Consider the following 16,579-nt stretch of genomic DNA (forward strand, 5'->3'; position numbering starts at 1 on the left):
GCAGCTCAGCCCGCGATCAGCTCATTGGTGCGTTCGTACTCTTCCTTGGCGGACTCGAGCAGCTCTCGCCACGAGTCCACGTCAGGCCGTCGCCGTAGCAGTGCCCGGCGTTCCCGCTCGGTCATACCGCCCCACACCCCGAACTCGATGCGGTTGTCCAGCGCATCGGCGAGGCATTCGGTACGGACCGGGCATCCTCGGCAGATCAGCTTGGCCCTGTTCTGGGCGGCACCCTGGACGAACAGCGCGTCCGGGTCCGCACCACGACAGGCGGCACGGGAGGTCCAATCCGTGATCCACATTTTCGACCCCACTCCCCTTAGGTGGTCAGTCGTCATTTGGGGCCGACGGGCGCGGGCGCCGAGCCTCCGTATTCAGTTGCCGCAGAGGAGAACGTACGCAACGAGACGTTCGGGCCGACAGACCCCAGAGGACCAATTTCTCGCCGCCCCGTTGACCGGGAATGACTAGTCACCCCCGTCAGTCAAGGCGAAATGGTGCCGAGTTACCGATAAGGTCACCCTTTCGACGTACCCTGGATGCTGTGCAAGCTCAGGGTAAAGATCATTCCTCGCCGTTCGTGAACATCGTGCGCCTGATAGCCGCCGGTGCGGCCGCGGGCGTGCTGACGGCAGCCATCGCGCTGCCGGCGGTAGGTGGCGCGGGCGTCACCGCGAACACGGCGATGAAGGAGATCAACCTCAAGCCGGAGAATCTCGAAGAGCCTCCGCTGCCCGAGCGCACCACCCTGCACGACACCAACGGCAAGCAGATCGCCCAGTTCTACTTCGAGAACCGCCAGTCGGTGACCCTGGACAAGGTCGCGCCGATCATGCAGACGGCGCTGATCTCGATCGAGGACTTCCGCTTCTACCAGCACGGCCCGATCGACGTCGAGGGCACGGCGCGCGCGCTGGTCAAGAACATGACGACCGGCGGCGTCACCCAGGGCGGATCGTCGATCACCCAGCAGTACGTCAAGCAGGTGCTGGTCAACGCGGCCGAGACGCCCGAAGAGCAGCAGGCGGCCATCGCCCCGACCGTGTCGCGCAAGCTCAACGAGCTGCGCTACGCGATGGCGATGGAGAAGAAGTACTCCAAGAACCAGATTCTGGAGAAGTACCTCAACATCGCGTACTTCGGCGCCGGCGCTCACGGCGTCCAGGCCGCGGCCAGGAGGTTCTTCGACAAGCCCGCCTCCGAGCTCAACCTCGTCCAGGCCGCCACCCTGGCCGGCGCCGTGCAGAACCCGGCGCGCACCGACCCGAGCGTCGGCAAGAAGGCCCAGAAGGCGCTCATCGACCGGCGCAACACGGTGCTCGACCGGATGGCCCAGCTCGGCAAGATCACGCCGCAGGAGGCGGCTGAGGCCAAGACCAAGAAGCTCGGCTACAAGGGCGTCGCGGCACCGGGCGGCTGCGAGGAGAGCAAGTACCCGTACTTCTGCCTCTACGTCCAGAACGAGATCCTGAACAACGAGAGCTTCGGCAAGACCCCGCAGGAGCGTCTGAAGCTGCTCCAGCGCGGCGGCCTCAAGATCAAGACCACGATCGATCCGAAGATGCAGGCGGCCGCCGAGAAGGCGATCAAGCAGTACGTCAGCACCAAGGACAAGCCCGCCGCCTCCCAGGCGATGATCGTGCCGGGCACGGGCGAGATCAAGGCCATGGCCGCCTCCCGCAAGTTCGGCGGGAACAAGAAGAAGAACGAGGTCAGCTACAACATCGTCGCCGACGCCAAGCACGGCGGCGGCGTCGGCTTCCAGCAGGGCTCGACCGCCAAGGCGTACACGCTGGCCACGGCCCTGGAGGAGGGCTACAAGTACGGCGACGGCTTCCCGTCGCCGGCCGGCTACAGCGCTCCCAGCTTCGGCTCGTTCCGCGACTGCAAGGGCAACCGGGTCGGCGACCCCAGCCACGAGGTGCACAACTCCAGCGAGGGCGGCGGCGGCTTCAAGACCCTGCAGACCGGCACCTGGGGCTCGGTCAACACGTTCTTCATGAAGCTGGAGGAGCGGGTCGGCCTGTGCAAGGTGGTCGAGCTGGCCAAGCGGCTCGGCCTCAAGCGCGCCGACGGCGGCAAGCTGGGCGAGTACGAGACCTTCACCCTCGGCATCAACGAGGTCGACCCGGTCACGGTGGCCAACAGCTACGCCGTCTTCGCCTCCCGCGGCCAGTACTGCAAGCCGCTCGCCATCACCGAGATCACCGACCGGTACGGCAAGGTCAAGCAGTTCAAGCCGAAGTGCTCGAAGGTCATGGACCCGGAGGTCGCCGACGCCGTCAGCGGCATCCTGTCGGGCGTGTTCACCAAGGGCACGATGCAGGAGGTCGGCGGCATCGGCCGTGACGCCGCCGGCAAGACCGGCACCACCGACGACTACACCGCCGCCTGGTTCGCCGGCTACACGCCGAACCTGGCCAGCGCGGTCAGCCTCGGCGACCTGCGCGGCGCGTTCAAGCACAAGCTGATCGGCGTCACCATCGGCGGGCGGTACTACTCCTACGTGTACGGCGCGACGATCTCCGGCCGCATCTGGAAGACGGCCATGCTGGGGGCGCTCAAGGGCGTGGAGGCCGCCGACTTCAACCCGGTCAACCAGGAGCGCTTCGGCGGCTGCGGTGAGAACTGCGCACCCAAGCCGAAGAAGAAGCGGGACGAGGGGCCGCCGGACGTCCTCGACCAGCTGCGCGACCAGTTCGGCAACCCCGACGACCAGGGCGACCAGGGCAACGGCCGGCGGCGGGGCCGCGGCGGCGAGACCGCCCCGGCCGACACGACGACGGGCCCGATCACCATCACCGAGGACCAGCTGAGGCGCGGACGCTGACCTCGGCGCCACACTGATCTCACCTGAGGCCTCCGCTCCCGCGCGGAGGCCTCTCCCGTCACCCGGCCCGCCCGCCACTGAGCCGGCGCCACTGGGCCGACGCTGTTGAGTCGGCGCTGTTGAGTCGGCGCTGTTGAGTCGGCGCTGTTGAGTCGGCGCTGTTGAGTCGGCGCTACTGGGCCAGGCGGGCGCGGACCGCGGCGGCCACGCGGCCGCCCTCGGCCCGCCCGGCGACCTTCGGGTTGACCGCCTTCATGACCTGCCCCATCGCCTGCGGACCGGCCGCGCCCGTCTCCGCGACGGCCTCCGCGACGAGCGCCTGGAGCTCCTCGTCGGTGAGCTGTGCGGGCAGGTACTCCTCCAGCACCGCCATCTCGGCCAGCTCGGCGTCGGCCTGCTCGTCCCGCCCCGCGCCGCGGAACGCCTCCGCCGCCTCGCGCCGCTTCTTGGCCTCCTTGGTCAGCACCTTGACGACCTCATCGTCGGAGAGCTCCCTGGCCTCCTTGCCGGCGACCTCCTCGACGTTCACCGCGGCCAGGGCCATCCGAACCGTCCGGAGACGTACCTCGTCCCGGCTCTTCAACGAGGCCGTCAGATCGGCCTTCAGCTTGTCCTTCAATGCGCTCATGACGTCCATCTTGCCGTCTGGCCGGACAGCACGTGCCCGTTGTCGGGCATCATGAGTACGTGAGGAAAGCCGTCGCTGTGCCCCTGTCCATGCTCGGTCTCGGCCTGGCCGGGCTGGGTTACGCCTCCGTCGTCGAGCGCAACTGGTTCCGGCTGCGCCGCTTCGACGTGCCGGTCCTGGAGCGCGGCCGGCGACCGGTGCGCATTCTCCACCTGTCCGACCTCCACCTGACGCCGCGCCGCGACATGCTCATCAACTGGGTGCGCTCGCTCGGGTCGCTGGAGCCGGACCTCGTCGTCAACACCGGCGACTCGATCGCCCACCCCGACGCGGTCCCCTCGCTGCTGCACGCCCTGGAGCCGCTGCTGTCGCGCCCGGGCCTGTTCGTCTACGGCTCCAACGACCTGTACGCCCCGAAGCCGAAGAACCCGGTCCGCTACCTGTGGCGCACCTCCAAGAACGACCGCAGGCAGCACATCCCGTCGCTGCCGTGGGAGGAGCTGGGCGCCGGCATGGCCGCCGAGGGCTGGCTCGACATGAACAACACCACGGCCCGGATCAAGGTCGGCGACCTCGACGTGGCGGTGGCGGGCATCCACGACTCCCACATCGACCTCGACCGGTACGACCGGGTGGCGGGCCCGGCCCCGGCCGACGCCGACCTGCGGCTCGGCGTCATGCACTCGCCGGAGCCGCGCAACATGACCCGCTTCGCCGCCGACGGCTATCAGCTCCTGCTGGCCGGCCACACGCACGGCGGCCAGCTCTGCGTCCCCTTCTACGGCGCGCTGGTCACCAACTGCGGCATCGACCGGGCCCGCGTCAAGGGCCTGAGCCGGCACGACTCGGCCTGGCTGCACGTCTCGGCCGGTCTGGGCACCTCGCCGTACGCCCCGGCCCGCTTCGCCTGCTTCCCGGAGGCGTCCCTGCTCACCCTCGTCCCGCGCCGCTGACCCACCGCCCACGGGGCTCCGGCGGCGACGGCGTCACAAGCACCCGCGAAGTCCGCTAGACTTTCCCAAGCACGCGCAAGACGGTGTGCACCGGGGTGTAGCGCAGCTTGGCAGCGCGCTTCGTTCGGGACGAAGAGGTCGTGGGTTCAAATCCCGCCACCCCGACACAGTGCCACAGGTGAAAGGCCACTTCCGAAGATCGGAAGTGGCCTTCTCTGTTTTCTGCGTGACCAACCTTCCTGCGTGACCAACTGCGGACTGATCCGCAGAAGGATCCTGAGCAGCGCGAAGGCCATGTCCTCCGCTGCCGCCGGACACTGTCCGGCGTCGAGGTGGTCACTGGAGAGCCTCCTCATCGGCGGAGGCAGCGGGGACGTGCAGCAAGACCGGTGCCCGGATGTCGGCGGCCGGTTGGAAGGCCATGGCGTACCCGGCCCCGTCCGGTAGCCCTGCGGTCTCTCTCAGTAGTTGATCTTGAGGGTGCGCGCGGCCCCTGGCTACAGTGGCGGCGGCCGAGGGTCGAGTGCGGCCGAGGCCGGGTCAAAAGCTGGAGGAGAACAGGCATGCGAAGAACTTGGCCAGTGGCGTTGGTGGCCCTCGCCACTGTCGTCATGGGCGGCGCGACGCCGGCGAGTGGCGACGCGGTCGATCGGGCAACCGGTTCGACGACGGCAAAGGCAGCGGTCTGCGGCAGCTCGTCGCTGAACGGCCCGACCACACCGCCCGCCGGCGCGGTCGTGGTCCCCGCGGGCGACAACAGCGGCGTGGACTTACGCAAGGCGAACACCACGTACTACTTCCAGACCGGCACGCACACGCTGGGCACCGGCGAGTACGCCCAGATCCTGCCCGGCGACGGCGCGACGTTCATCGGCGCGCCCGGCGCGGTACTGGACGGGAAGGGGCTGAACAAGTACGCGTTCGGCGGTGCGAAGGCGACCGGCGTCACGATCCGGTACCTGACCATCACCGGGTTCATCCCGCCGCACGACGAGGGTGCGGTCAACCATGACTCCGGCGACGGCTGGGTCGTGGAGCACAACACGATCCGCGACAACTCCGGCGCGGGGCTGATGGCCGGGGCCACGAACAAGATTCGTGGCAACTGCTTGAAGGACAACGGGCAGTACGGCCTGAACGCGTACAAGGCCGGCAACACCATCACCGGCCTGGTTGTGGCGGACAACGAGTTCACCGGCAACAACACCGGGGACTGGGAGCACCAGAAGCCTGGGTGCGGGTGTACCGGTGGCATGAAGTTCTGGGCGGTGAACGGTGCCGACGTGACCGGCAACTGGGTCCACGGCAACCACGGGCCCGGGGTCTGGGCGGACACCAACAACAACGACTTCCTCATCGAGAACAACCTCATCGAGGACAACGAGTCACTGGCGATCTTCTACGAGATCAGTTACAACGCCGTGATCCGGAACAACACCATCCGCGGCAACGCCGTGGCCTCCGGCGCCGAGCGGGCAACGAAGGGCGACCCGTTCCCCGAAGCGGCGATCTACCTGTCCGAGGCGGATGGTGAGCCCCGCGTGCCGGCGCGGACCAGCAAGATCGAGATTACCGGAAACCTGCTCGAGAACAACTGGGGCGGGATCACCGCGTGGGCGAACGCCGACCGGTTCTGCAACAGCCCGGCCTCGACGACCGGCGACTGCACGCTGATCGTCGGGCCGACCAACACCTCACAGTGCTCGGCTCCTGCCATCAACAACGAGCCGCTCAAGACCGACTGCCGCTGGTGGACGAAGAACGTCGACGTTCACCACAACACGTTCGCCTTCAACCCCAGCGCCGTCAACGGCGGCTGCCCGACGCAGTACTGCGGGCACATGGCCCTGCTGTCCAACTGGGGCACGTACCCGGACTGGTCCCCGTACAAGGGCTCCGTGATCCAGCAGTCGATCGTGTACGGGTCGCACAACTCCTGGCACGACAACACCTACACGGGACCGTGGCAGTTCAGGGTCAGCGACATGGGCAATCGCATCTCGCCCGGACAGTGGGCCGGCCCCCAGTACGGCCAGGACGCCGGCAGCACGTTCGACGGCGGCGCGCCCGTCCCGCCGGCGATCACCGAGCAGGACTTCGAGTCCGGCTCGACGACCTCGCCCTACTCCGCGTGGTACGGGGCCAGTGTGGCGCACCAGAGCGGCGGCGCGCATGGTGGCACCGGCTCGCTGCAGATGACCAGCGCCCAGGCGTCCGGCAGCGCGGTGGCGCTCGACAACTACCCCGGATACAGCGGTGTGGTCGCCGGTACGAGCTACAAGGTGTCGCTGTGGTACCGGGAGGCCGTGGCGACCATGCCTGCCGTCACGTGGAACGTGCGGTGGCGCGACGAGTCCGGCACGGTGCTGCGTACGGACCCCATCTCCCTGGCCCGGAAGACCGCCTGGACCGAAGCGGCCGGCACGTTCACCGCGCCCGCGGGCACGACCCGCGTCGACTGGACCTTCGTCTGGAACGCGAGCGCCCCCGGGCCGGCGTTCCAGATCGATGATGTGGCGATCCGTCCCGGGGCGCTCAAGCAGTAGGCCTGAAGAACATGAGCCCGGTGACGGCGCTCCGTCCGCCTTCCGGGCACGCTACTCGCGAAAGAACGGTTCTTTCACATCCCGCCACCCCCGAAGCGGGCCGTTCTTGAGCCGGCTGGACCGAAGTTGACGGGATCCCGTCTGATCTTGGTGATCGGGCGGGATCTCGTCGTTTCAGGAGGCTCTTTCAGCAGGCCTCGGTGGTGACCAGGCCGAGGAAGGCAGGACCGACCGCAGCAAGCCGGGCCACCGTCGTCGTAATGCGCCTCAGGCGTTGAACCATGCCGCGCTGGAGGGGGTCAGCAGGAGAGCGATGGCCGCCACCGCCAGTGCGAGACCGGCCAAGGCTCCGGCGTTCGGCCCGCCGGACAGCCCCACAACGGCATTGGCCACAAGCGCGATCTCGATCACCCCGCCCAGCCATCGCACCCACCGGGCACGACTCCGCATCTTGATTACCACCAAGCCGATGAGCACGGACGCGCCGAGCTCGAAGAAGAAGACGACCAGCAGTATTCCGTGGACAGCGAGCGTCAGGAACAGGATGACGTTCAGGAGGACGGTGATGACAAGCTGAATGCATATGATCGTCCGAGCGGCCCGCACCGTGCCGGGCATGGTGAGGTTCTCGGTCGAATACACGCCGCCTCCGTCATGCACACGTGGGTGAGTCCCGCCATCACCCAAGCGCCGCCGCGGTCAGGTGTCAAGGCAGCCGATCCTCCCCTTGTATAACGCGGTCCCTAGGTGCGCGCTTTGCCATTACGTGCAGCTATTTGGGCGTTTTTGATGGCCTATGCTCAGTAATCATGAGCGTTCTGGTGCGCAACAACGTCAGAGTTTCCGGCCGGCTGGACGGCAAGCCGCTCGTGTTCGCCCACGGCTTCGGTTGCGACCTGAACATGTGGCGCCTCGTCGCGCCCGCCTTCGAGGACGCGTACAAGGTCGTGGTGTTCGACTACGTCGGCGCGGGGCGGTCCGACCTGTCGGCCTACACCCCCGAGCGCTACTCCAGCCTCCACGGGTACGCGCAGGACGTTCTCGACATCTGCCACGAGCTGGACCTCACGGAGGTGAGCTTCGTGGGCCACTCAGTGAGCGCCCTCATCGGCGTGCTCGCCGCCAACGCCGAGCCGGACCGCTTCGCGAACCTGGTGCTCATCGGCCCCTCGCCCCGTTACGTGGACGAGGGCGGCTACGTCGGCGGCTTCAGCGCCCAGGACATCGAGGAGCTGCTGGAGTCGCTCGACAGCAACTACCTCGGCTGGTCCAGCCAGATGGCGCCGGTCATCATGGGCAACCCGGACCGGCCGGAGCTCGGCGAGGAGCTGACCAACAGCTTCTGCCGGACGGACCCGGAGATCGCCAAGCGGTTCGCCCAGGTGACGTTCCTGTCCGACAACCGCGCCGACCTGGAGAAGTGCCGGACGCGGTCCCTCGTCCTGCAGTGCTCGAACGACGTGATCGCACCGGAGGTCGTCGGCCGGTACGTCCACGCGGCGATCCCCGGCAGCGAGCTGGTCCTCATGCGCGCCACCGGACACTGCCCGAACCTCAGCGCACCCGAGGAGACGATCGCGGCGATCAAGGGCTTCCTGTGACGCGGCGGGCGGGGTCCCCGTGGACCTGACGAGCAGCTTCGAGGAGCTGTTCGAGGACGCGCCGTGCGGGTTCCTCGTGACCGACGCCGACGGTGTGATCCGCCGGGCGAACCGGACCTTCCTCACCATGACCGGCCACCGCGCCGAGGACCTGGTGGACCGGGTTCGCCTCCAGGAACTGCTCGTGGTCGGCGACCGGATCTTCTACGAGACGCACTTCGCCCCTCTGCTCGCCCTCCAGTCCTCGGCCCATGAGATCGCCGTCGACTTCCGTGGCGCGGCCGGCGACCGGCTGCCCGTTCTGCTCAACGCCGTCATGAAGGGCGAGCCGCCCGGGCCGCGGGAGATCTGGGTGTGCGTCTTCGCCGCCACGGACCGGCGTGGCTACGAGCGCGAGCTGCTGCTCGCCCGGCAGCGGGCCGAGCAGTCGGAGAAGGAGGCCCGCGAGCTGGCCGGCGTCCTGCAGGCCAGCTTCGTGCCGCCCACCCTGCCGCAGATCGACGGCATCGAGCTGGCGGGCGTCTACGCACCCGCCGGCCTCGGTGAGGAGGTGGGCGGCGACTTCTACGACATGTACGAGACCCGCGACGGCTGGGCGCTGGTCATCGGGGACGTGTCCGGCAAGGGCGTGGCCGCCGCGGTGGTCACCAGCCTGGCCCGCTACACCCTGCGCGCCGCGCCCGCCCGCGAGGCCAGCCCGTCGGCGGTCCTGGCCTCGCTGCACCGGGCGGTGGTGAAGGAGCGGACCGACCGCTTCGTCACGGCCGTGTACGCCCAGGTGTCGCCCTCGCCCGGCGGGGGCTGCCTGCTCACGCTGAGCCTGGGCGGGCATCCGCAACCGGTCCACCTCACGGGGAAGGGCCCGTCGCGGATCGGCAACCCCGGCACGCTGCTCGGCATGCTGCGGAAGCTGCGGCTGAGCGACGTCACCGTGGAGGTCCTTCCCGGAGAGAGCGTCGTGTTCTTCACCGACGGCGTCGTCGAGGCGCGGCGCGACGACGAGCTGTTCGGCGACGAGCGGCTGGAGCGGGTGCTGGTCGAATCGCGGGACGAGAGCGCCTCGGACATGGCCGGGCGGCTCCTGCACGAGGTGTCCTCGTTCCAGTCCGGCGTGCTCAGCGACGACGTCGCCATCGTGGCGCTGAAGGTGCCGGAGGCGCTGAAGGTGCCGGAGGCGCTGGAGGCCCCGCAGGAATCGACGGCCCCGTGAAGGGCGTCGTGCTGATCACCGGCATCATGGCCGCGGGCAAGTCGACGGTCGCGCAGGCGCTGGCGGAGCGGCTGCCGCGGTCCGTCCACGTCCGCGGCGACCTGTTCCGGCGCATGATCGTCAACGGCCGCGCCGACATGACGCCGGACGACGCCGGCGAGGCGGCGCGCCAGCTCCGCCTGAGGTACCGCCTCGCGGCCGCGGCGGCCGACCTGTACGCCGACGAGGGGTTCACCGCGATCGTCCAGGACGTGGTGCTGGGCGAGGACCTGACCCACTTCGTGTCGCTGGTCGGCGGCCGGCCGCTGCGGGTGGTCGTGCTCGCGCCCGACCCGGCCGCGGTCGAGCGGCGGGAGGAGGGCCGGCCCAAGACCGGGTACGGCGCGTGGACGGTCGCCGCCCTGGACGACGCGCTGCGGAACGGCACACCGCGCATCGGCCTCTGGCTGGACACGTCGAGCCAGACGCCGGCCGAGACGGTGGACGAGATCCTGGCCCGCCGGGACGAGGCCCTGATCTGAGCCGGCCCGGGCGGGCGGCGGGCGTGGGGGCTCAGCGGGATCTGCGGCCCGTGCGTGGGTGCTTGCTCGGGCCGTCCGGCGGCAGGACCTCCATCGACGTCTTGCGGATGTGGTCGTAGACGAGCGAGGTACGCACGTCGGCGATGTTGCGGTGCCGCGACACGTGGTCGAGGACGAAGTCCCGCAGGTGCCCGGTGTCGCGTACGGCCACCTGGATGATGAAGTCGTCGCCGCCCGACACCACGAACACCGCGAGCGTCTCGGGCAGCGCCGCTATGTACTCGCGGAATCCCTCGACCGCCTCGCGGATCTTCGGGTGCAGCCGGACGTTGATCAGCGCCTGGACCGGGCGGCCGATCGCCGCCAGGTTGACCTCGGCGTGGAAGCCCTCGATCACCCCGTTCGCGCGCAGTGACCGTACGCGCTCCAGGCAGGTCGAGGGGGCGATGCCGATGCGCTCGGCCAGCTCCCTGTTGGTCTGGCGGCCGTCGCGCTGGAGCTCGGCGAGGATGGCCGTATCAAGTTCGTCCACGTACGCGCTCCCTGACGAATTTCCGAACTTCCTTCGGAAACAGCGTAGTCGTGTTGTCACGTCAGCGGAGTATCTGTGATGGTCGCTCCACAAGTTCGGAGAAAGGATCGTTCATGACCGCGCTGGCCGACCTCGACCGCCGTCCCGACCTGCCGACCAGGGAGCTCCCGGTCAAGTGGGTCATCGTGATGGACCGCGACCTGCCCCGCGGGCTCCAGGCCAACGCCGCGGCGTGCCTGGCCGCGTCCACGAGCCAGGCCGTGCCGTCGATCCTGGGCTCGGGCGGCGCGGACGCCTCCGGCCAGCCGCACGCCGGGCTGCCGTGGACGGGGTGCACGGTGCTGGCCGCGCCGTCCGCGATCGTCCGGTCCGTCAGGGACGAGGCCGCCCGGACGGCCGGCGTGGTGGTCGCGGACATGGCCGCCATCGCGCAGCGGACCAACGTCTACGACGACTACCTCGCGGAGCTGGCCCGCACCGGGGCCGAGGAGCTGTCGTACTACGCCGTGAGCCTGCTCGGGCCGCGCGCGGACGTGGAGCGCCTGACCGGCCGGCTGCCCCTGCTTCGCTAGAGGCGCACATTCGACAGGCGAAGTCAAGGTCGTTGGACAAGGCCCCGCAACCCCTGCGCCGCGAGTGTGTCACCAGGTCACAGGATGATGAACACGCCCTGATGAAGCAGGGATTACCATGATCTCTGCAAGGCGAAGTCAAGCGGCTTGCATGTGCCGGGTTGCACGGTCTAGGCATGAACAAGGGGCCATTCACCGCCAGCGTCACCGTCGTCGTCCCCGCGATGAACGAGGCCGACAACCTGCCACACGTGTTCGCGACCCTGCCCGCCTGGATCGACGAGGTCGTCCTCGTCGACGGCAACTCCAGCGACGACACCGTCGCCGTGGCCCGTCGGCTGCGCCCCGACCTCCGGGTGGTCACCCAGACCGGGCGGGGCAAGGGCAACGCCCTGATCGAAGGCTTCGCCGCGGCCGGCGGCGACATCATCGTCATGATCGACGCTGACGGCTCCACCGACGGCCGGGAGATCTTCTCCTTCGTCGCCGCACTGGAGGACGGGGCCGACTTCGCCAAGGGCTCCCGGTACGCCCCGGGCGGCGGCTCCGACGACATCAGCCCGCTGCGCTCCCTGGGCAACCGGGCGCTGACCGGGCTGACCAACTGGCTGTACGGCACCCGCTACACCGACCTGTGCTACGGCTACAACGCCTTCTGGGCCCGGCACCTGGACGCGATGGCGCTCGACTGCGACGGTTTCGAGATCGAGACGCTCATGAACGTCCGCGCCGCCCAGGCCGGCCTGGCCATCGCCGAGGTCCCCAGCCACGAGCGCAGCCGCATCCACGGCGAGAGCAACCTGCACGCCGTGCGCGACGGCTGGCGGGTGCTCAGGACGATCGTGCGTGAGCGCTTCCGCGGCGCGGCCACTCCCCGGACCCAGGTGGCGCTCGCGAAGTAGCGTCGCCGAGCGCGACGGGGCCGGTGGCGCCGGCCGTGACGAGGGTGACATCCTCGAACGCATGCGTTACATCGTCATAGGAGCGGGAGCGGTCGGCGGCACCATCGGGGCCCGCCTCTTCCAGGGCGGCCACGAGGTGCTGCTGATCGCGCGGGGCCGCCACTACGAGGCGCTCAGGACGGGCGGGCTGCGCCTGATCACGCCCCAGTCCGACGAGACCCTCCCCATACCCGCCGCCGACGGCCCCGTTCCCACCCGCGACGACGACGTGCTGGTCGTCGCGACCAAGTCGCAGGACACGGTCGCCGCGCTGGACCCCTGGCCGCGGCACCTGCCGGTGGTCTGCGCCCAGAACGGCGTCGAGAACGAGCGGACCGTGCTGCGCAGGTTCGAGCGCGTCTACGGCATGTGCGTGTGGCTGCCCGCCCTGCACCTGGAGCCCGGCACGGTCGCCGCCTACGGCCATCCCCACTCGGGCCTCCTGCACGTGGGCCGCTATCCCCAGGCTGTGGACGACCAGGGTGTGGACGACCAGGGTGTGGACGACCTGACCCGCCAGATGGTCGCCGACCTGACCAAGGGCGGCCTCGTCGCCCTGGCCCAGACCGACGTGATGCGCTGGAAGTACGGCAAGCTGATCGGCAACCTCGGCAACGCCGTCGAGGCTCTGTGCGGTCACCGGCCCGGCGCCGACGCGGTGTACGAGCGGGCCCGCGCCGAGGGCGCCGCGGTGCTGAAGGAGGCGGGCATCCCCTTCAGCGGCCAGGAGGAGGAGCGCGAGCTGCGCGGCCACCTGGTCGACCTGCTGCCCATCGACGGGGTCACCCGCGGCGGCGGCTCGTCCTGGCAGAGCCTCGCCCGCTCCAGCGGCTCCATCGAGACCGACTACCTCAACGGCGAGATCGTCCTGCTCGGCCGCGACCACGGCGTGCCCACTCCGGTCAACGAGGTGCTCCAGCTCGAAAGCGGCCGCTACGCGCGCGAGAAGCTCCCGCCCGGGTCGATGCCGGTCGAGCGCCTGACCGCCCTCATCGACGAGCGTTCCGCAGCCGTATCCCGCTGAACCCGAGCGTGCTGGACGTCACCTCGTCCCAGAACGGCCAGAGCCGGTCGAGGACGCGGAGCTGGATCCCGGCCCGCTCGTGCAGCTCCAGGAGGTCGCCCACGGGCTCAGGAGGGCCCAGGGGCTCCACCGGCACCCGCGCGACCACGGCGTGGGGCGGATCGCCGATGGGCGCGAACGGCTCGGCCGGCAGCCGGTACGCGTACAGGCTCGTCTCCATGATCGCGCGCAGCCAGCCGTACTCGACGGCGTGGACCCGGTCGCCGCAGCCGGCGCCGATGACGCGCTCGGCGTCGGCGTCGGTGGTGTCCGGGACGCGCCAGGCCATCGCGCGGGGGCACTGGCGCGGGAACCAGTAGTCGGGGCAGCGCTCGGGACCGACCGCCCACACGTACGGCTCGGAGAGCGCCGACGTCGGCGCGACGTGCGGCACGAACCGCTCGATGGCCGGGTCCTCGGAGAAGTGCAGCACCTGTCCTGGCTCGGGTCTCATGAACGCCATCATGGCCTGGAACCCCTGCCGGATCGGGTCTGCGCGGAATACCGGGGCCGCTTGTGGGCAGGGGGAGACTCGCTCAGACGACAAGGGGTGAGTTCGGATGACCTTTCTTGGGCTGGTCCTGGTCCTGCTCGCCGGTGGTGCCGTCATCCTGGTGGCCACCGAGGAGACGTCCAGGTACATCTTGTTCGGTTACACGTTAGAGCCCGACCATTTCCAGATGTTCGTGGCCGGAGCCGTCACCGCCGCGGTGCTGCTCCTGGGCATCGCGCTGATGGTGGCGGGCACGCGCAGGTCCGCGCGCAAGCGCCGGCAGATGCGCAGCGCCCGTGCGCAGACCTCCGACCGGGTCGCCCGGCTGGAGGACGAGAAGCGGGAGCTGGAGCGCCGGCTGGAGACCGAGCGCGCCGCCGAGGACCGCGTCGCCGCCGAGCGCGCGAGCGCCGACCGTGCCGCCACCGACCGTGCCGCCGGCGACCGGGCGGTGGAGCGGGACGAAGAGGACCGCGACACCGCTCCCTTCCGCCGCGACGGCGCGGGCCGGGAGCCGGCGTACACGGAGGCGCGGGCACACGGCCCCGCCCACGCGCGCATGCCTGGCGACCGCCTGGTGGCGCGCGGCCGCGAGGACAGGATGCCCTGACCGGGCCCCTCGAAGCCGAGTGCCTCGAAGGACACGACGGGCCGTGGTGCGGCGTCCAGGACGCCCCGCCACGGCCCGACGCTGTGCGGCCGGAGAAATCCCCCCAAAGAGGTGTACTCTGCGAGGCGATCTCACCATGCCTCCGGAGGTCGCATGCCCCCCACACGTGGCCGTCCCATCGCGCTCAAGCTCCTGGTCCTGCTGCTCGTCCCGCTCACCTCGCTCGTGGGCCTGTGGGCGTTCGCCGCGTCGCTGACCGGCGGCGACGGGCTGCGCCTCCTCCAGATCAACGAGCTGGTCACGAACCTGTCCGACCCCGCCGAGCAGATCAACGTGCAGCTCCAGAACGAGCGCCTGGCCTCGGTGGAGTACCTCACCAGCAGGCAGGGCCGCCAGCGCCTGACCACCCAGCGGGCGCTCACCGACCGGACCGTGGCCACGTTCCGGCAGCTCGCCGGCCGTGAGCGCGGCCTGTCCCCGCAGATGGCCACCCAGCTCACCGGCCTGTACGGCGAGCTCGGCAAGCTGGACAAGCTGCGCCGCAGGGTCGACGGCTCGGACGCCGCGCCGCTCCAGGTGATCGACGGCTACAGCCGGATCGTGGACGCCGCTTTCCGCATGCTCGACGCCATGGTGCTGGTGCCCGAGCAGTCGCTCTACCGGCAGGCCAGGGCCGTGACCATGCTCGGCGAGGCCAAGGACATCCTGTCCCGGGAGCGCGCGGTCATCGTCGTGGTGCTGGCGCGGGGCCGGATCACCAAGGCCGAGCGTGAGGCGTTCATCGGCATGGTCGCCACCCGCCGCCTCCTCTACACCGAGGCGCTCTCCCACCTCGACGGGAAGCTGCGCGGGCCGTACGACAAGCTGGTGGCCTCCCCCGCGTACCAGGAGTTCGTGCAGGCGGAGGACGCCATCCGCGGGCAGGCCGCGACGAACGGGCTGCCCGCCTCGGCGGCCACGTGGCCCGTCGACGGCGCCAACCTGTGGGCCGCGACCGAGCGCGACCACTCCCAGGCCGTGCAGGGCTTCGTGCGGCGCGTCACGCCCGCTGCCAACGGCATCCTCACCAAGATCGGCGTGGCGGGCGGCGCGGGCCTGCTCGCGGTCGTCGCCTCGATCCTGCTCTCGCTGCGCTTCCGCCGCCGGCTGGGCGAGGAGCTGGCCGGCCTGCGTGACGCGGCGACGGAGCTGGCCGAGGTGCGGCTCGCCGGACTGGTCAAGCGGCTGCGCGCCGGCGGCGGCGATCCCACGCCCGAGGAGCTGGCGCCGCTGGAGGTCAAGGCGGAGACGGCGGAGGTGCGGGACATCGTCACGGCGTTCAACAGCGTGCAGCGCACCGCCGTCGAGGCGGCCGTGGACCAGGCGCGGCTGCGGCACGGCGTCAGCCACGTGTTCGTCAACCTGGCCCGGCGCAACCAGACGCTGCTGCACCGCCAGCTCATCCAGCTCGACAGCATGGAACGCCACACGGAGCAGCCGGAGATCCTGGCCGACCTGTTCAAGCTGGACCACCTCACGACCCGCATGCGCAGGCACGCCGAAAGCCTCATCATCCTGTCGGACCAGGCGCCGGGGCGCGGCTGGCGCAACCCGGTCCCGCTCATGGACGTGCTGCGGGCCGCCGTGGCCGAGGTGGAGGAGTACCCGCGGGTGGAGGTGCTGCAGCCGCCGCAGGTCTCCGTGCTGGGCGGCGCGGTCACCGACGTCGCGCACCTGGTGGCCGAGCTGGTGGAGAACGCCACGCTGTTCTCGCCGCCGCAGACGCGCGTGGACGTCCGCTCCACGATCACTCCGCACGGGGTCACGGTCGAGATCGAGGACCGCGGGCTCGGGCTCGCGCGCGCCGAGCTGGACCAGCTGAACGCCCGGCTGGAGGAGGTGCCGGAGTTCGACCTGGCGCAGAGCGACCGGCTCGGGCTGTTCGTCGTGAGCCGGCTGGCGGCCCGGCAGGGCATCCGGGTCAGGCTCGGGGCCTCACCGTACGGGGGGCTGACCGCGATGGTCGCGCTGCCCGCGTCGATCCTGTCCGGCCGGCCGGCCATGGCCGACCACTGATCCGGCCCCGGACGTCACGCCGGG

Annotated in this window: 16 protein-coding genes and 1 tRNA gene; 12 read left to right on the forward strand and 5 right to left on the reverse strand. The window is 70.1% G+C overall.

The features are described 5' to 3' along the window. Positions 1-5 precede the first annotated feature (5 nt). Positions 6-302, reverse strand: a complete 297-nt coding sequence (locus ABZS51_RS00435) for a WhiB family transcriptional regulator (RefSeq protein WP_148036282.1) — start codon at positions 300-302, stop codon at positions 6-8. Positions 303-580: 278 nt separating this feature from the next. On the opposite strand from ABZS51_RS00435, the gene ABZS51_RS00440 reads away from it, so the two are divergent. Then, on the forward strand, positions 581-2,830 hold the full coding sequence (locus tag ABZS51_RS00440) for a transglycosylase domain-containing protein (RefSeq protein ID WP_355434204.1): 2,250 nt from the start codon (positions 581-583) through the stop codon (positions 2,828-2,830). Positions 2,831-3,002: 172 nt separating this feature from the next. Here ABZS51_RS00440 and ABZS51_RS00445 read toward each other — a convergent pair whose 3' ends face one another. After that, positions 3,003-3,458: a GatB/YqeY domain-containing protein gene (locus ABZS51_RS00445; RefSeq protein ID WP_310707343.1), complete on the reverse strand. Its 456-nt coding sequence runs from the start codon at positions 3,456-3,458 to the stop codon at positions 3,003-3,005. 89 nt (positions 3,459-3,547) lie between these two features. On the opposite strand from ABZS51_RS00445, the gene ABZS51_RS00450 reads away from it, so the two are divergent. From ABZS51_RS00450 to ABZS51_RS00460, 3 genes are all read left to right on the forward strand, one after another. Beyond that, on the forward strand, positions 3,548-4,411 hold the full coding sequence (locus ABZS51_RS00450; protein WP_310707532.1) for a metallophosphoesterase: 864 nt from the start codon (positions 3,548-3,550) through the stop codon (positions 4,409-4,411). A 91-nt stretch (positions 4,412-4,502) separates the two neighbouring features. Then, positions 4,503-4,576: transfer RNA gene (locus ABZS51_RS00455), tRNA-Pro, on the forward strand. 416 nt (positions 4,577-4,992) lie between these two features. After that, positions 4,993-6,957, forward strand: a complete 1,965-nt coding sequence (locus ABZS51_RS00460) for a right-handed parallel beta-helix repeat-containing protein (RefSeq protein ID WP_355434207.1) — start codon at positions 4,993-4,995, stop codon at positions 6,955-6,957. A 267-nt stretch (positions 6,958-7,224) separates the two neighbouring features. Here ABZS51_RS00460 and ABZS51_RS00465 read toward each other — a convergent pair whose 3' ends face one another. Next, positions 7,225-7,599, reverse strand: a complete 375-nt coding sequence (locus ABZS51_RS00465) for a hypothetical protein (RefSeq protein WP_355434210.1) — start codon at positions 7,597-7,599, stop codon at positions 7,225-7,227. Between the two features lie 167 nt (positions 7,600-7,766). Between ABZS51_RS00465 and ABZS51_RS00470 the strand changes: the two genes are divergently transcribed. The 3 genes from ABZS51_RS00470 to ABZS51_RS00480 are packed head-to-tail and all read left to right on the forward strand — an operon-like array spanning position 7,767 to position 10,289. Then, positions 7,767-8,558: an alpha/beta hydrolase gene (locus tag ABZS51_RS00470; protein ID WP_355434213.1), complete on the forward strand. Its 792-nt coding sequence runs from the start codon at positions 7,767-7,769 to the stop codon at positions 8,556-8,558. 19 nt (positions 8,559-8,577) lie between these two features. Next, a complete protein-coding gene (locus ABZS51_RS00475) occupies positions 8,578-9,768 on the forward strand; it encodes a SpoIIE family protein phosphatase (protein ID WP_355434216.1) in 1,191 nt (396 codons plus the stop codon). Further along, a complete protein-coding gene (locus tag ABZS51_RS00480) occupies positions 9,765-10,289 on the forward strand; it encodes an AAA family ATPase (protein WP_355434218.1) in 525 nt (174 codons plus the stop codon). The genes ABZS51_RS00475 and ABZS51_RS00480 overlap by 4 nt, the downstream gene beginning before the upstream one ends. A gap of 31 nt (positions 10,290-10,320) precedes the next feature. On the opposite strand, the gene ABZS51_RS00485 is transcribed toward ABZS51_RS00480, so the two are convergent. Beyond that, positions 10,321-10,821, reverse strand: a complete 501-nt coding sequence (locus ABZS51_RS00485; RefSeq protein ID WP_355434220.1) for an Lrp/AsnC family transcriptional regulator — start codon at positions 10,819-10,821, stop codon at positions 10,321-10,323. A 113-nt stretch (positions 10,822-10,934) separates the two neighbouring features. On the opposite strand from ABZS51_RS00485, the gene ABZS51_RS00490 reads away from it, so the two are divergent. From ABZS51_RS00490 to ABZS51_RS00500, 3 genes are all read left to right on the forward strand, one after another. Continuing rightward, positions 10,935-11,393: a DUF2000 domain-containing protein gene (locus tag ABZS51_RS00490; RefSeq protein ID WP_310707355.1), complete on the forward strand. Its 459-nt coding sequence runs from the start codon at positions 10,935-10,937 to the stop codon at positions 11,391-11,393. A 176-nt stretch (positions 11,394-11,569) separates the two neighbouring features. Further along, positions 11,570-12,295 carry a glycosyltransferase family 2 protein gene (locus ABZS51_RS00495; protein WP_310707356.1) on the forward strand — a complete coding sequence of 242 codons (726 nt, stop codon included), beginning with the start codon at positions 11,570-11,572 and terminating at the stop codon, positions 12,293-12,295. A gap of 61 nt (positions 12,296-12,356) precedes the next feature. Next, positions 12,357-13,358: a 2-dehydropantoate 2-reductase N-terminal domain-containing protein gene (locus tag ABZS51_RS00500; RefSeq protein WP_355434223.1), complete on the forward strand. Its 1,002-nt coding sequence runs from the start codon at positions 12,357-12,359 to the stop codon at positions 13,356-13,358. Here the strand turns inward: ABZS51_RS00500 and ABZS51_RS00505 are convergent. Beyond that, positions 13,324-13,851, reverse strand: a complete 528-nt coding sequence (locus ABZS51_RS00505; protein ID WP_355434226.1) for a DUF6886 family protein — start codon at positions 13,849-13,851, stop codon at positions 13,324-13,326. The two genes, ABZS51_RS00500 and ABZS51_RS00505, sit on opposite strands and share 35 nt — an antisense overlap. A 106-nt stretch (positions 13,852-13,957) precedes the next feature. Between ABZS51_RS00505 and ABZS51_RS00510 the strand changes: the two genes are divergently transcribed. Next, positions 13,958-14,500, forward strand: a complete 543-nt coding sequence (locus tag ABZS51_RS00510) for a hypothetical protein (RefSeq protein ID WP_355434229.1) — start codon at positions 13,958-13,960, stop codon at positions 14,498-14,500. Positions 14,501-14,653: 153 nt separating this feature from the next. Next, on the forward strand, positions 14,654-16,555 hold the full coding sequence (locus ABZS51_RS00515) for a nitrate- and nitrite sensing domain-containing protein (protein WP_355434232.1): 1,902 nt from the start codon (positions 14,654-14,656) through the stop codon (positions 16,553-16,555). The last annotated feature ends 24 nt before the right edge of the window (positions 16,556-16,579 follow it).

Origin of the sequence: Nonomuraea sp. NPDC005501, from assembly GCF_040605905.1 — a bacterium.
Taxonomy (GTDB): domain Bacteria; phylum Actinomycetota; class Actinomycetes; order Streptosporangiales; family Streptosporangiaceae; genus Nonomuraea.

What these genes read in the sequence shown, in the direction of transcription:
- ABZS51_RS00435 (WP_148036282.1), bottom strand. Translation starts at nt 302, where the DNA reads ATGTGGATCACGGATTGGACCTCCCGTGCCGCCTGTCGTGGTGCGGAC.
- ABZS51_RS00445 (WP_310707343.1), bottom strand. Translation starts at nt 3,458, where the DNA reads ATGAGCGCATTGAAGGACAAGCTGAAGGCCGATCTGACGGCCTCGTTG.
- ABZS51_RS00450 (WP_310707532.1), top strand. Translation starts at nt 3,548, where the DNA reads ATGCTCGGTCTCGGCCTGGCCGGGCTGGGTTACGCCTCCGTCGTCGAG.
- ABZS51_RS00470 (WP_355434213.1), top strand. Translation starts at nt 7,767, where the DNA reads ATGAGCGTTCTGGTGCGCAACAACGTCAGAGTTTCCGGCCGGCTGGAC.
- ABZS51_RS00490 (WP_310707355.1), top strand. Translation starts at nt 10,935, where the DNA reads ATGACCGCGCTGGCCGACCTCGACCGCCGTCCCGACCTGCCGACCAGG.
- ABZS51_RS00495 (WP_310707356.1), top strand. Translation starts at nt 11,570, where the DNA reads ATGAACAAGGGGCCATTCACCGCCAGCGTCACCGTCGTCGTCCCCGCG.
- ABZS51_RS00500 (WP_355434223.1), top strand. Translation starts at nt 12,357, where the DNA reads ATGCGTTACATCGTCATAGGAGCGGGAGCGGTCGGCGGCACCATCGGG.
- ABZS51_RS00505 (WP_355434226.1), bottom strand. Translation starts at nt 13,851, where the DNA reads ATGAGACCCGAGCCAGGACAGGTGCTGCACTTCTCCGAGGACCCGGCC.
- ABZS51_RS00510 (WP_355434229.1), top strand. Translation starts at nt 13,958, where the DNA reads ATGACCTTTCTTGGGCTGGTCCTGGTCCTGCTCGCCGGTGGTGCCGTC.
- ABZS51_RS00515 (WP_355434232.1), top strand. Translation starts at nt 14,654, where the DNA reads ATGCCCCCCACACGTGGCCGTCCCATCGCGCTCAAGCTCCTGGTCCTG.